Source organism: Gilliamella sp. Choc5-1, assembly GCF_001690595.1.
Classification (GTDB): domain Bacteria; phylum Pseudomonadota; class Gammaproteobacteria; order Enterobacterales; family Orbaceae; genus Gilliamella; species Gilliamella apicola_M.
The window spans coordinates 1-14,186 of record NZ_LZHH01000123.1 but is presented as its reverse complement, the minus strand read 5'-3'; the positions used below and the strand labels follow the sequence as shown (position 1 = coordinate 14,186).

13 protein-coding genes are annotated in these 14,186 nt (G+C 36.6%); 4 read left to right on the top strand and 9 right to left on the bottom strand.

Annotated features, from left to right (window positions below; genetic code table 11):
• Positions 1-245 precede the first annotated feature (245 nt).
• The 7 genes from nifJ to rsmE form a co-directional block, all read right to left on the bottom strand.
• Positions 246-3,788, bottom strand: coding sequence for a pyruvate:ferredoxin (flavodoxin) oxidoreductase (gene nifJ, locus A9G35_RS12070; RefSeq protein ID WP_065637072.1), 3,543 nt, complete (start codon positions 3,786-3,788; stop codon positions 246-248).
• A 280-nt stretch (positions 3,789-4,068) separates the two neighbouring features.
• Positions 4,069-5,106 (bottom strand): phosphoribosylformylglycinamidine cyclo-ligase, encoded by a 1,038-nt coding sequence (gene purM, locus A9G35_RS12065; protein WP_065637071.1) that lies wholly within the window; start codon positions 5,104-5,106, stop codon positions 4,069-4,071.
• 98 nt (positions 5,107-5,204) lie between these two features.
• Positions 5,205-5,615, bottom strand: a complete 411-nt coding sequence (gene ruvX, locus A9G35_RS12060; RefSeq protein WP_034910963.1) for a Holliday junction resolvase RuvX — start codon at positions 5,613-5,615, stop codon at positions 5,205-5,207.
• Positions 5,616-5,618: 3 nt separating this feature from the next.
• A complete protein-coding gene (locus A9G35_RS12055) occupies positions 5,619-6,176 on the bottom strand; it encodes a YqgE/AlgH family protein (protein WP_034910961.1) in 558 nt (185 codons plus the stop codon).
• 21 nt (positions 6,177-6,197) lie between these two features.
• Positions 6,198-6,650: a GNAT family N-acetyltransferase gene (locus A9G35_RS12050; protein ID WP_034910958.1), complete on the bottom strand. Its 453-nt coding sequence runs from the start codon at positions 6,648-6,650 to the stop codon at positions 6,198-6,200.
• Between the two features lie 3 nt (positions 6,651-6,653).
• Complete coding sequence (gene gshB, locus A9G35_RS12045; RefSeq protein ID WP_034910954.1) at positions 6,654-7,610, bottom strand: glutathione synthase; 957 nt, start codon at positions 7,608-7,610, stop codon at positions 6,654-6,656.
• Positions 7,611-7,792: 182 nt separating this feature from the next.
• On the bottom strand, positions 7,793-8,518 hold the full coding sequence (gene rsmE, locus A9G35_RS12040) for a 16S rRNA (uracil(1498)-N(3))-methyltransferase (RefSeq protein WP_034910951.1): 726 nt from the start codon (positions 8,516-8,518) through the stop codon (positions 7,793-7,795).
• A gap of 97 nt (positions 8,519-8,615) precedes the next feature.
• On the opposite strand from rsmE, the gene folB reads away from it, so the two are divergent.
• The 4 genes from folB to A9G35_RS12020 all read left to right on the top strand — a co-directional run bounded on the left by folB (position 8,616) and on the right by A9G35_RS12020 (position 10,722).
• Positions 8,616-8,987 carry a dihydroneopterin aldolase gene (gene folB, locus A9G35_RS12035; RefSeq protein WP_034910947.1) on the top strand — a complete coding sequence of 124 codons (372 nt, stop codon included), beginning with the start codon at positions 8,616-8,618 and terminating at the stop codon, positions 8,985-8,987.
• A gap of 28 nt (positions 8,988-9,015) precedes the next feature.
• Positions 9,016-10,020 (top strand): MBL fold metallo-hydrolase, encoded by a 1,005-nt coding sequence (locus A9G35_RS12030; RefSeq protein ID WP_065637070.1) that lies wholly within the window; start codon positions 9,016-9,018, stop codon positions 10,018-10,020.
• A 65-nt stretch (positions 10,021-10,085) separates the two neighbouring features.
• Positions 10,086-10,292, top strand: a complete 207-nt coding sequence (locus tag A9G35_RS12025; protein ID WP_065637069.1) for a hypothetical protein — start codon at positions 10,086-10,088, stop codon at positions 10,290-10,292.
• Position 10,293: 1 nt separating this feature from the next.
• Entirely contained in the window at positions 10,294-10,722 is a 429-nt protein-coding gene (locus A9G35_RS12020) for an EamA family transporter (protein WP_034910942.1), read from the top strand.
• 30 nt (positions 10,723-10,752) lie between these two features.
• On the opposite strand, the gene moeA is transcribed toward A9G35_RS12020, so the two are convergent.
• Both moeA and ychF read right to left on the bottom strand, forming a co-directional pair.
• Positions 10,753-11,979: a molybdopterin molybdotransferase MoeA gene (gene moeA, locus A9G35_RS12015; protein ID WP_065637068.1), complete on the bottom strand. Its 1,227-nt coding sequence runs from the start codon at positions 11,977-11,979 to the stop codon at positions 10,753-10,755.
• A 175-nt stretch (positions 11,980-12,154) separates the two neighbouring features.
• Positions 12,155-13,246 (bottom strand): redox-regulated ATPase YchF, encoded by a 1,092-nt coding sequence (gene ychF / locus A9G35_RS12010; RefSeq protein WP_034910937.1) that lies wholly within the window; start codon positions 13,244-13,246, stop codon positions 12,155-12,157.
• Positions 13,247-14,186 lie beyond the last annotated feature (940 nt).

The window sequence follows — 14,186 nt, the reverse complement described above, 5'->3', positions numbered from 1 at the left end:
ATTATCAATCATGCAAAAATAATACCAAGTTTTAAAAAATCACTAAGATTACTGATTTGTACAGTATTAGATAACAAAAAGTTAACGATAAGATAGTTATTATTGAGGACAGATTAAGCTAAATACGCACCTATTTGGTGCCTTATTGCTCAAAAAAAGCACATAAAAAGGACTGTATTAATAACAGTCCTTTATAATGATTTGTAAATTACCGAGGGTAACTATTTTACCGTTGGTGATCATTGTTAGCTATCTGCTGGTGTTTCAATATCCGAATAGGTTGCTAGCATCTGTAAGAATTTATATTTAGACTCTGCCATTTTTGTTGAACGTTCATGCAAGGTATTTGCAATTACAGGTTCAAGTGTTTCTAAACGACGGAAACGTTGTTCTTTTAGTAAGATACCAGTTAGTGACTCACTATTTGGTGCTTTTGAGTCTAGCACCAATCCTGGTTTGCCTTCTGCCATACGGCGTGGGTCGTAACGATACAAAGGCCAGAATCCTGATTTAACTAGATCTTTCATTTGTTCATGCGATTTAGCCAGATCATAGCCATGTTCCTCACAAGGACTATAAGCAATAACTAAAGATGGTCCATCATAAGCTTCGGCTTCTTGTAAGGCTTTAAGAGTTTGGTTAAGTTGTGAACCTAATGCAACTTGTGCAACATAGACATGGCCATACATCATTACACTAACACCAAGATCTTTACGTGCTTTATGCTTACCTAAATCAGCAAATTTTGATACCGCACCCATCGGCGTAGCTTTTGATTGTTGACCTCCAGTGTTTGAATAACACTGAGTGTCTAATACCAATATATTTACGTTATCAGTTAAACTCATAACATGATCAAGCCCGCCGAATCCAATATCGTAAGCCCAACCATCGCCACCAATAGCCCAAACTGACTTATCTACCAAATAATTTGCATCTATCATCAACTCTTGTGCTTGCGAAGAATCTAAGTGTGCAAGCTGTTCACGTAATAACTCGACTTGTTGACGTTTTTCCGCTATAGAGGTTTCTGGCGATTTTAAGGCGATGACTATTTCGGGCGAAATGTCGCCAGCTACATAATCAAGTAAGCGTAACGCTCGTTTTTTATGTTGGTTATAAGTAATACGATATCCTAATGCAAACTCTGCATTATCTTCAAATAATGAGTTTGCCCAAGCTGGACCACGACCATTTCGATCAGTAGTGTAAGGAGATGATGGGAGGTTGCCACCATAAATTGAGGAACAGCCAGTGGCATTGGCAATGGCTAAATGGTCACCATAAAGTTGGGTCAACAATTTGATGTATGGTGTTTCGCCACAACCTGCGCAAGCACCCGAATATTCAAATAGCGGTGTAAGTAATTGTGATGTGCGCACATCAATGCGTTCAAGCGTGCTGATATCACGATCAGGCAATGCAGTAAAGTACTCAAAGTTAGTGCGTTGAGTCTCAAGATTATCGATACGTGATTGCATGTTAATGGCTTTAATTTCAAAATTATTACGATCACGAGCTGGGCAAACTTCGACACACAAATTACAGCCCGTACAATCTTCTGGTGCAACTTGTAAAACATATCGTTGTCCCTTCATATCACGAGCTTTTACTTCAAGTGAGCTTAATGAATCAGGCGCATTGATCATTTCATCAGGATCAACAACCTTAGCTCGAATAGCTGCATGAGGACAAGCAACCGCACAATGATTACATTGGGTACAGAGTTCGGGTTGCCAAATAGGGATCTCTTCAGCAATGTTACGTTTTTCCCACTTAGTTGTACCTATAGGCCAAGTTCCATCGGGTGGAAATGCTGATACAGGCAAATTATCGCCTAAACCAGCTAACATTGCAGCAGTGACTGTTTTAACAAAATCAGGCGCGTTAGCAGGTACAATAGATGGCATTGTTGAACTGCTTTGGTCAACACAGCTAAGTGGTATTTGTTCAAGCGAAGCTATAGCTAAGTCGAGCGCTTTCCAGTTATTTTCAACTAAATCTTGTCCTTTACTGCTGTAACTTTTGGCAATGACTTCTTTTAATTGGGCGATATTAAAATCGTTTTTAAAAATTCCAGCTAGATGAAAAAATGCCGCCTGCATAACGGTATTAATTCTTGCACCTAAATTACATTCACGAGCTATTTTTGCCGCATTGACAATGTAAAAGTGTGCTCGTTTTTGTATTAATTGAGCTTGCACTTCTTTTGGAAGTCTATGCCAAACTTCATCTTTGCTATACGGCGTGTTAAGCAAAAAGATGCCATCGTCTTTTAACTTATTAACAATTTGATATTTATCGATAAACTGATCTTGGTGGCAGCCAATAAAGTGTGCACTGGTAATTAAATAGGGTGAATCAATTGGATCTAAGCTGACTCGTAAGTGTGAAGTCGTCAAACCTCCTGCCTTTTTAGAGTCATATACAAAATATCCTTGTACATAAAAAGGAGAATTATCACCAATAATTTTAATATTATTTTTGGTTGCAGATACCGTGCCATCACTGCCAAGCCCATAAAATAGCGCTTCAAGAGCAGATTTTTGTGGTATTGATTGGTCAGGTAAAGGTAAAGAAAGCCCAGTTATATCATCATAAATACCAACGGTAAAACGTGGTTTGGGTTTATCTAATCCAAGTTCAGTAAAAATAGCAAGTACACAACGAGGATCAAATTCTTTAGATGATAACCCATAACGTCCACCTATAATAAGTGGCATAGTTGCGCATTCTTTGCGCGACAGGCTTTCAGCAAATGCGGTCATAATATCTAAATAAAGCGGTTCGGCTTGTGCTCCCGGCTCTTTAGTTCTATCAAGCACAGCAATTTTATTAACAGTACTTGGAATAACTTCGAGCAGATGATTGGCTGAAAATGGGCGGAATAGCCGAACGATCACAACCCCGACTTTTTCGTTTTGTTTAAGTAAAACATCAACTACTTCTTTTGCGGTGCTAGCACCAGATCCCATAATAACAATAATATGCTCAGCATCACTAGCACCATAATATTCAAATGGTTGATACTTTCGGCCTGTTTCTGCTGCAAAAGCATCCATAGCATCAACAACATGTTGATAGACATTATCATAATAAGTATTTATCGCTTCTCGGCACTGGAAGTATGTATCAGGATTAGCTGATGTACCTCGAGTTACCGGTTTATCAGGCGTTAATGCTCGTGAGCGATAGGCTTTAATGGCTTCGTGTGGTAATAAATTACGGATTTGGTCATCACTTATTGGATAGATTTTATTAACTTCATGTGAGGTTCTAAATCCATCAAAAAAATGAACAAAAGGAACAAGGCTATTAAAACTGGCCATTTGCGAAATTAAGGCAAAATCTTGCGCTTCTTGCACTGAACTAGAACAAAGCATCGCAAAACCAGTTTGCCTAATTGCCATCACATCAGAATGATCGCCAAAAATTGAAAGAGCATGCGTTGCAACAGTACGTGCGGCAACATGCAAAACAAAAGGAGTCAGTTCACCGGCTATTTTGTACAGCGATGGGATCATTAAAAGCAAACCTTGTGATGAAGTAAACGAAGTTGCAAGTGCACCTGTCATTAATGACCCATGAACGGTTGCAATTGCACCTGCTTCGGATTGCATTTCAATCACTCTTGGTGTATCACCAAAGACATTTGGTTTATTAAACTCAGCCCAAGTACTAGCTTGCTCGGCCATGGTTGAGCTTGGTGTGATTGGGTAAATAGCAATGACTTCGTTTGCCCGATAAGCGACGGATGACACCGCACTATTAGCGTCTGATATGATCATTAAAAAACCTTTTATTTTATAGTGTTATGACATTACTTTGTTATAATATTTTATATTATTGTATCAAAAACTTAGATTGCTTTGAGCTATTTTACATTAATTTTGAAGTAAAATGCGTTGATTTTTTGGGTTTCTAATAGATGAATGATGACGACTGAAAATAAAATAATAATATCTTAGAGTCATACCATAGATTATTGTTTAAATCGATAATTATGGGAATAGTTTATAGATATTATCCAACTTATAAAGTTGAATAATATCTCCAATAGATTGTACGCTATTTTATTACAACGCGCTCGCCTGATGTAGCGTGTTTAATTTCACCTAATAGCCAAGCCTTTTCACCATGATTATTTAGTAAAGTAATTGCTTTATCGGCTAACTGTTTTGGTAAAGCAATAATTAAGCCAACACCACAGTTAAAAGTTCGATACATTTCGTGACGGCTAACATTTCCCGATTGTTTTAACCAATTAAATATTGCTGGCCATTGCCAACTAGCTTCATTAATGACTGCTTGAGTATTTTCAGGCAAAACACGAGGAATATTTTCCCAGAATCCACCGCCAGTTATATGGGCAATGGCGTGCACATCAACTTGAGTAATAAGGTCAAGAACGGACTTAACGTAGATCTTAGTTGGTGCAAGTAGGTGATCGGCAAGAGTTTTGCCATCTAACTGTTCAGTGGCAGGATTTACACCGCTGACTTCAATTATTTTACGCACTAATGAATAGCCATTAGAATGAGCACCGCTTGATGCTAATGCAATTAATGCATCACCATCTTGTACTTTACTACCGTCAATCATAGCCGACTTTTCAACAACACCAACGCAAAATCCTGCTAAATCATAGTCATTACCATGATACATACCCGGCATTTCGGCTGTTTCACCGCCAACTAAAGCACAACCCGATTGTTTACAACCCTCAGCAATACCAGTTACCACAGTGGCTGCAACATCAACATTAAGTTTGCCGGTAGCATAATAATCAAGGAAGAATAAAGGTTCAGCACCTTGTACAATCAGATCGTTAACACACATTGCTACTAAATCGATGCCGATTGATTCGTGGCGATTTAAATCCATGGCTAGACGTAATTTAGTTCCGACACCATCGGTACCAGATACTAAAATAGGTTCTTTATATTTTTGTGGAATAGCACACAGTGCGCCAAAGCCACCCAGTCCACCCATAACCTCAGGTCGTTTGGTTTCTTTAACAACAGATTTAATACGATTAACAAGTTCATTGCCAGCATCAATATCGACACCAGCATCTTTATAACTAAGAGAATTGTTGTTTGACACGGTAAGTAGTCCTTACAATAAAAAGTTGTTACTATTTTAGCAAGGATGAAATTTAATGGCGATTAATTATTTACAAAATAACCAATTAAATAAAATTACTAATTATTTTCAAACCAACTTTCTAAAATAATGATTGCCGATGTAGCATCTACATGACCTTTTTTCAGTGCACGAAAACCACGAGATGCAAATATATGAGATTTAGCTTCAACAGTTGATAAGCGCTCATCTTGTAGATGGACTTGATAGCCAAACATACCGTGTAATCGGTTAGCAAATTTGCGTGCTCTAGCCGTAAGAGGTTGTTCTGTACCATCCATATTTAAGGGTAACCCAACTATTAAAAAGTCGGGTTTCCACTCATTTAAGACCTTTTCGATAGTTTGCCAGTTAGGAATACCATCGCGGGCTTTAAACGAGCATAAAGGATTGGCTGTTTTAGTTATATCTTGTCCAATAGCCGCTCCAATACTGGCAGTGCCAAAATCAAATGCGATAATGGTTGCCATGGGTCATGCATTTCCCATTTGGTGTGAAATAGTATTCATATTGATTCCAAGTGATTGAGCGGCTTTTTGCCAACGTTCATCAATGGCAACTTCATAAATAATTTGAGGATCGGCATCAACCACTAACCAATCATTACGAGCAATTTCATTTTCGAGTTGTAGAGACTGCCAGCTTGAATAACCTAAAGCCAAAAAGATATTTTGGGGCTGTTCAGGAGAGCCGATTGATTTAAGTGCATCAAGCGAAGTACTAATCATCACATCATCTGAAATCTGAATACTAGAAGCAAACCCATCTAAAGGTGTGTGTAAAATAAAACCCTGTTCATCAGCAATGGGGCCACCACAAAATACAGGTTGTTCTAGTTCTGCGCAACTTGTAGGTGATGTAATTTCTAAACGTGCAAGAACGGTTGCCACATTAAGTTCAATAATTGGTTTATTAATCATAATCCCCATAGCGCCATCACGATTATGTTCACAAATATAAATAACTGAATGACTAAACATAGAATCATCAAGTGTTGGCATTGCGATAATAAAATGGTTTTTTAAATTCATAGTTTTACATTCAAGTTAATTTTATAATGCACATTTGCCAATTTTAACGTTGTGTTCAACATTACAGTGCATTAATAATTCTGGTTCATTTGTTTCTTCATTGATCGATTCTGAAACAATTTCAAAATTTTGAGAAAGATAAAAGTTGATCGCATTAGTATTTTTTTTATAAACATGTACCAACAGTTCGTTATGGCGTTGTTTTGCTTTTTCAACAAGAGCTTTACCTGTTCCTTGCCGGCGAAAAGCTTCATCTACAAATAGACCTGAAATATAATTTTCAGTTATACCGATAAACCCTTTAACTCCATCAAGGTCTTGAACGTATAAAGTAGACATTGGAATTAACATTTTTACTAAATCACAATTTTGTTTAAAAAACTCAGGATTGATAAAGCTATGAGCTTGCAAATTACCTTGCAACCATATCGTCATTACACTGTTTAAATCTGTGGGTTTATATTCTCTAATCATTGTTTAACTCTTTTTATTTAATCGATGTTCTATTGCGTCCATTAACATACCGGTAATTGAAAGGCCTGGGTTAGCTGCTTCAATTTCACGAACACAGGTTGGGCTGGTAACGTTAATTTCGGTTAACTTATCACCAATGATATCAAGTCCTACAAATAGTAGGCCTTTTTCTTTTAAAACTGGGGCGATGCTTTTAGCTATATGCCAATCGCTTTCGCTTAAGGCTCTAACTTCGCCATGTCCTCCAGCAGCAAGGTTGCCACGAGTTTCACCTTTTTGAGGGATTCGTGCTAAACAATAAGGTACAGGTTCACCATCAACCACTAATACACGTTTATCACCGTCTTTAATCGCAGGAATAAAGTTTTGAGCCATGCAATAACGTGTGTTATGTTCGGTTAACGTTTCAATAATCACTGAAACATTGGGATCGTCTTGTTTGATTCGAAAAATGGATGATCCCCCCATGCCATCAAGTGGTTTTAAAATGATATCATGGTGTTGTTCGTGAAAAGCTTTGATATGCTGTGTTTGACGTGTAACCAAGGTTTTTGGTGTAAACTCGGCAAACCAAGCGGTAAAAAGCTTTTCGTTACAATCGCGTAGACTTTGTGGTTTATTTACGACTAACACACCGTTAGCTTCGGCACGCTCTAGAATGTATGTAGCATAGATATATTCAGTATCAAAAGGTGGATCTTTACGCATTAAAATTGTGTCAAGGTCACTTAGTGGAATTGTCTGTTCTTGCCCAAATTCAAACCAATGATCTTTATCGTTATAAACTGTTAAAGAGCGAGTTGTGGCATAAGCTTCGCCAGTATCTAGAAAAAGGTCATTCATTTCAATATAAAAAAGTTCATAACCCCTTTTTTGCGCCTCAAGTAACATGGCAAAACTGGTATCTTTTTTTATTTTGATGTGACTAATTGGATCCATTACAATGCCCAGCTTTATCATGATGACTCCTTACCTATTTTGTCTTTATAAAATTGTTTTATACTGAAACATGGGTATTCCTGAAACTTTTTAACAGGTTTTTAATCATAATACCCAAATTAAAATTTAATATTTGTTGTTATCATACTCGTTACAAGTTCAGTTGCAAAGCAATCATTACTTATCATTTGTATAAGATATATTTATCCAAGATCGCCTAAATGTACTTGTAAGGCGGTGAGAGCCGTTAATGCTGCAGTTTCTGTTCGCAACACTCTAGGGCCGAGTAAAATGTCTGAAAAATGATAGTTATGTGTCATGCTAATTTCATTATCAGATAAACCACCTTCAGGTCCAATTAGTAAGTGAATTTGTTTATGCGTATTAGTCAACTGTTTAATACCATATTCAGCTTTGGGGTGTAGATTGAGTTTTAAGCCTTCGGTTAAACTAGCACACCAACTTTCTAACTTCATTACTGGATGAATAACTGGGATCACGTTTCGACCGCATTGTTCACAAGCAGAAATAACAATTTTTTGCCATTGCTGGATTTTCTTTTCGAGCCTTTCTTCATGAAGTTTGACGCCACAACGTTCAGAAAGGAGTGGGGTAATACTCGCTACGCCTAATTCGACTGATTTTTGAATTGTAAACTCCATTTTTTCACCGCGTGAAATCACTTGCCCTAAGTGAATATCTAATGGTGATTCACGATTATCTAAAATGGGCAAAGAGGTTTTTACTGTAACTGTTTTTTTATTGATTTCATATATAACTGCAGGAGTAATATGGTTTGAACCATCAAATAAAATAATATTTTCACCTACTTTCATGCGTAACACGCGAATAAGATGGTTAAATGCATTATCATCTAGGGTAACAAGACTATTTGGCTCAATGGTAAATGGTTGAAAAATTCGAGTCATAATTTTGTATATCTTATATTATTTGCAATAAATTATAGCGTAATTTAACAAGATTCGGTAATCTCTATTTAATGTAACTTATGTTTTGGAATCAGGTATGAATACATATAGCAAAGATAGGGTATTAATCGAAGGATTAACTGTTTTAACCACCATCGGCGTATATGAGTGGGAAAAGACCATCAAACAAAAATTAATTATTGATCTTGAAATGGCGTGGGATAATAAACCTGCTGGAGAAAGTGATAACGTATCACTTTGCTTAGATTATTTTGTGGTTAGTCAAACTATAACACAATTGGTTGAATGTTCGAATTTTGAATTGATTGAATGTGTTGCTGAGCGTATTGCTGAGCGTATTATTCAACAATTTTCGGTTAATTGGCTTAAAGTTAAAGTATCCAAACCGAATGCAATAGCTAATGCTCGAAATGTTGCTGTAATAATTGAACGTACGGCAAATAAATAAACTAACTAGTGGTAAAGATACTGTAACAATGATAGATAATAAAAAGCAAGATTTAATTACTAACAAAAAACATCATACAGCTAAAGGGTTTAGGCACGACGAATCTTTTAAAATAAAAATAAGTGAGTTTTTGCGTTGGCGTTTTGAACGTAAAGTTTTACCTCCTAAAGAGGGTTATCACAACTTTAATCAGACGTGGTTTGAGCAAATAAATCTTGACTTGCCCGATGATAGAGTTTGGTGGATTGGTCACTCAACAACATTGATTCGTTTGGGCGGTAAAATGATTTTGACAGATCCTATCTTTTCTAAACGAGCTTCGCCATTACAATTGATCGGACCGAAACGTCGCACACCTCCAGCTTTAGAAATCGAACAACTACCGCAGATTGATTTTATTGTAATTTCACATAACCATTATGATCATCTTGATTATCATAGCATTCGGAAATTAATTGTGCGTTTTCCTAATATTGCAATAATGGCTCCTCTTGGTTTAAAAAAAGCATTATTAAAATTGGGAGCAAAACAGATTACTGAATTAGATTGGTGGGATAGCGTAACTGTTGATGGGCTTACTTTTTCGGCAACATCGGCTATACACTGGAGCAATCGTGGATTATTTGATGTAAATAAAGCATTATGGTGTGGTTGGGTGATTCAATCTAATATTGATAATCAAGATCAATCAAAGACAGTCTATTTTATGGGGGATACATGCTACTCTGCTGAATTAAAAGAGATCGCTAAGCGATTTCCTTCAATTGATTTGGCTTTAATCCCTATTGGCGCTTATGCACCACGTTGGTATATGCAATCACAACATATTGACCCCAAACAAGCTGTACAATTATATGACGAACTCAATTGTCATTGTGCAATAGCTATTCATTGGGGGGCATTTGAGCTAGCTGATGAACCATTAGACGAACCTCCACAATTATTAAATGCCTACAAAGGTAATCGCTCTTTTCATCTAATAAAAATAGGTGGTAGCCAAGCTATTAATCGTATTGATTCTGAAGTAGAATAATTCAAATAAAAACAAACGTAATACCGTTTATTATTTCAATGCGTTTGCCAAAAAAGGAGGAGTAAATGAAATCAGCCATTATTGGGATGTCTTGTTTAATGTTTAGCTTAGCATTAGTCGGATGTGGTGGCAAAAACGACGAAGGTAAGACCTATCATTGGTCAAAAGTTCACGGTGTTTTAGAAGATTGTCGTGGTGTAATGAATAAATCGCAACAATGTAATACTAATTCCAATAATCAACAATATCTATTTAAAGTCGATAAATACTAATATGAGTGCATGGCTTATTTACGCATTACTTTCTGCTATTACTGCGGCAAGTGTAGCTATTTTAGGGAAAATAGGTTTACAGCATCTTGATGCTAACACCGCAACTGCAATTCGTGCCGTTGTAATGGCCATTTTTTTAGTCGGTGTGGTTGTTGTTCAAGGTAAATTAAATCTTATCAACACTTTTTTTAATGATAAAAAGGCATTACTTATTATTGCGCTAAGCGGTATTGCAGGTGCGTTATCTTGGCTATTTTACTTTATGGCGATCAAAGAAGGCAAGGTGTCGCAAGTTGCGCCAATTGATAAATTAAGTGTTGTGTTTGCGGTTGTGTTTGCTGTGGTTTTATTTGGTGAAAAGATCTCGTTATTAGCAGGGATTGGCGTTGCCATGATCGCGGCAGGTGCGATATTGGTTGCACTATTTTGATATTAAATAGTGCATTAATCTGAACCTAGGCTACTTTAATAGCGCATTAAATAGCTCAACAGTAACAAGTTCACCTTTAGCTACATTGCCTCGTTCTTGTTCAAGCACAATAAAACAGTTTGCTTGATTAAATGATTGAGTAATATGCGAACCTTGCGCTCCAGTTGTACTTACTTCTAATTCGCCCTGTGCATTGATTTGCAACATGCCACGTTGAAAGTCTAATCTGCCAATACTTTTTTTAAGATTTGTTGCTGTTTTAACTTTAAAGCTTAAATCTTTGGATGAATCTTCAAGCCCTGAAAGCGCCAAAATCAAAGGCTGCACTAATTGGTAAAATGTCACCAAGGTTGAAACAGGATTACCCGGCAAACCACAAAATAGCGCATTGCCGATTTTACCAAAAGCAAAAGGTTTGCCTGGTTTTATTGCCATTTTCCAAAAGTTGATTGTACCCAGCTCTTCTAAGGCTGTTTTGGTATAATCAGCATCACCGACTGAAACACCGCCGCTGGTTATCACCAAATCAGCCTGATTTGATGCACTTATCAACGCTTGTTTAATTTGGTTTGGATCATCAACAATAATACCAAGATCAACAATTTCACAGTTAAGTTTACTCAGTAATAATTTTAGCGTAAAGCGATTACTGTCATAAATAGCACCATTACCTGATAACGGTTCACCAATTGGCGTTAATTCATCCCCCGTTGATAAGATGGCTACCTTTAATTTCTTAAAGACAACAAGATCACTAATGCCTAATGTTGCAAGTGTCGATAGTGTTGGTATCGTTAATTTAGTCCCTTTTTTGACTGTGATCGCACCTTTTTTAACATCTTCACCTATACGACGAATATTATCGCCAGCTTTTACGTTACTTAAAAAGGTAATCCCTAGATCAGATTTTTCGGTCTGCTCCTGCATAACAACCGCATCGGCATCATTTGGCACTGGAGCGCCTGTCATAATGCGTAAACAAGTACCTTGTGGCCAATGAAGATTGCTTATATCATCGCCTGCAAAAATTGCCCCTGCTAAGGGTAATAAGGTTGATTGCTTAAGATCCGCTAATCGAACCGCATAACCATCCATCGCAGAATTATCAAATTGTGGCACATTCATTGGTGAAATCACATTCTCAGCAGTGATTCGATCTAGCGCATCGAATAATCCAATTTTTTCGTGAGTGAGTGATTTTATGGTTGATACGCTTTGTAGTACTTGCTGTTTGGCTTGTTGAAAAGTGAGTAACATAAAAGTGAGCAGTCCTTATATTTACCAATCTGTTATTAAAACGCTTGACAAGAAGTTTCAGGAAACACCTGCGTTTAAGTAAAAAAATTAATTTTATCTTAATGTTAACTTAATATTAATTAGTTATATAAAGTCAATACAAAAACGTCGCCAAAAGGCGACGTAAAATAATCAACTATACATTAAATAAGAAGTTCATAATATCGCCATCTTGCACGATATAATCTTTACCTTCGGCGCGCATTTTTCCTGCCTCTTTAGCACCTTGCTCACCGCCGTATTTAATAAAATCATCAAAAGCGATGGTTTGCGCACGAATAAAGCCTTTTTCAAAATCGGTATGAATTTTTCCTGCTGCTTGTGGAGCTGTATCACCAACCGAAATGGTCCAAGCACGAACTTCTTTTACGCCTGCGGTAAAATAAGTTTGCAGATTAAGTAAACTATAGCCAGCACGAATCACACGATTTAAGCCAGGTTCGGTTAAACCTAAATCTTGCATAAACTCATCACGATCGGCATCATCAAGTTCAGCAAGTTCAGCTTCAATTGCTGCACAAACTGGCACTACAACCGCCTTTTCTTGTTCTGCTATTGCTTTTACTTTATCTAAATAAGGGTTATTTTCAAAACCATCTTCATTCACATTGGCAATGTACATAGTTGGTTTTAACGTTAAAAAACTAAGGTATTTGATGGCTTCAAGTTCTTCTTTGCTAAGATCTAATAAGAGTAGTTTTTTGCCTTGCTCAAGATGAGGTAAACACTTTTCAAGGATTTCCACTTCAAATTTGGCGTCTTTGTCACCACCTTTAGCGCGTTTTTGTTGGCGAGTTATTGCTCGTTCACACGCTTCAAGATCGGCTAATGCTAGCTCGGTATTGATAATTTCGATATCTTCAGCAGGATCGATTTTACCCGCAACGTGGACAATGTTCTCGTTTTCAAAGCAACGCACAACATGCCCAATGGCTTCGGTTTCACGAATATTGGCTAAAAATTGATTGCCAAGGCCTTCACCTTTTGACGCCCCTTTAACAAGGCCTGCAATATCAACAAACTCCATCGTTGTTGGCAAAGTGCGTTGTGGTTTAACAATTTTAGCTAGCTCATCTAAACGTGGATCGGGCATCGGCACAACCCCAGTATTTGGCTCGATAGTACAAAACGGAAAGTTAGCTGCCTCAATGCCTGCTTTAGTTAGTGCGTTAAAAAGCGTTGACTTACCTACATTCGGTAATCCGACAATCCCACATTTAAATCCCATACTGTTTGTTACCTTTTGTTTTAAAGTGTCTTAAAAATAAGGGGCGATTATATACTAAATTGTGCTATTTGTGCCAATATTCTTATCGATAGATCAAGCAATAAATGTCAGAATTACTCACGTTATTTACAGTAATTCGAGAAACGACTGTAATCAATACCTCATAAAACCGCATCTTAGACAATAGATAAGGTATTTAAATTATAAAGAAAATAATTGTTACCGTTTTAGCTAAACGTTTTATGGTTAGGCATCCAAATTTATAAACCTGTCAGCCACCGCACAAATAAGAAAAAGATAGATACTTTAATGATGTGATGCTTACAGTTTAGGTTATATTTTTTGTAAAAAATATTCAGGAGTGTATACCGTTTGGTGATTAATTTAGCTTTTGCGGTTTTTCATTTGTTAAAAGGTATGATCAGCTAGTATCAATTAAAATTTATAAACTTGTTAGCCACCGCACAAATAAGAAAAAGATAGATACTTTAATGATGTGATGTTTACGGTTTAGGTTATATTTTTTGTAAAAAATATTCAGGAGTGTATACCGTTTGGTGATTAATTTAGTCTTTGTGGTTTTTCATTTGTTAAAAGGTATGATCAGCTAGTATCAATTAAAATTTATAAACTTGTTAGCCACCGCACAAATAAGAAAAAGATAGATACTTTAATGATGTGATGTTTACGGTTTAGGTTATATTTTTTGTAAAAAATATTCAGGAGTGTATACCGTTTGGTGATTAATTTAGTCTTTGTGGTTTTTCATTTGTTAAAAGGTATGATCAGCTAGTATCAATTAAAATTTATAAACTTGTTAGCCACCGCACAAATAAGAAAAAGATAGATACTTTAATGATGTGATGTTTACGGTTTAGGTTATATTTTTTGTAAAAAATATTCAGGAGTGTATACCGTTTGGTGATTAATTTAGTCTTTG

Coding starts and splice junctions, on each gene's coding strand:
- nifJ (WP_065637072.1), bottom strand. CDS start 3,788: ATGATCATATCAGACGCTAATAGTGCGGTGTCATCCGTCGCTTATCGG.
- ruvX (WP_034910963.1), bottom strand. CDS start 5,615: ATGGCAACCATTATCGCATTTGATTTTGGCACTGCCAGTATTGGAGCG.
- A9G35_RS12055 (WP_034910961.1), bottom strand. CDS start 6,176: ATGAATTTAAAAAACCATTTTATTATCGCAATGCCAACACTTGATGAT.
- A9G35_RS12050 (WP_034910958.1), bottom strand. CDS start 6,650: ATGATTAGAGAATATAAACCCACAGATTTAAACAGTGTAATGACGATA.
- gshB (WP_034910954.1), bottom strand. CDS start 7,610: ATGATAAAGCTGGGCATTGTAATGGATCCAATTAGTCACATCAAAATA.
- rsmE (WP_034910951.1), bottom strand. CDS start 8,518: ATGACTCGAATTTTTCAACCATTTACCATTGAGCCAAATAGTCTTGTT.
- folB (WP_034910947.1), top strand. CDS start 8,616: ATGAATACATATAGCAAAGATAGGGTATTAATCGAAGGATTAACTGTT.
- A9G35_RS12030 (WP_065637070.1), top strand. CDS start 9,016: ATGATAGATAATAAAAAGCAAGATTTAATTACTAACAAAAAACATCAT.
- A9G35_RS12025 (WP_065637069.1), top strand. CDS start 10,086: ATGAAATCAGCCATTATTGGGATGTCTTGTTTAATGTTTAGCTTAGCA.
- A9G35_RS12020 (WP_034910942.1), top strand. CDS start 10,294: ATGAGTGCATGGCTTATTTACGCATTACTTTCTGCTATTACTGCGGCA.
- moeA (WP_065637068.1), bottom strand. CDS start 11,979: ATGTTACTCACTTTTCAACAAGCCAAACAGCAAGTACTACAAAGCGTA.
- ychF (WP_034910937.1), bottom strand. CDS start 13,246: ATGGGATTTAAATGTGGGATTGTCGGATTACCGAATGTAGGTAAGTCA.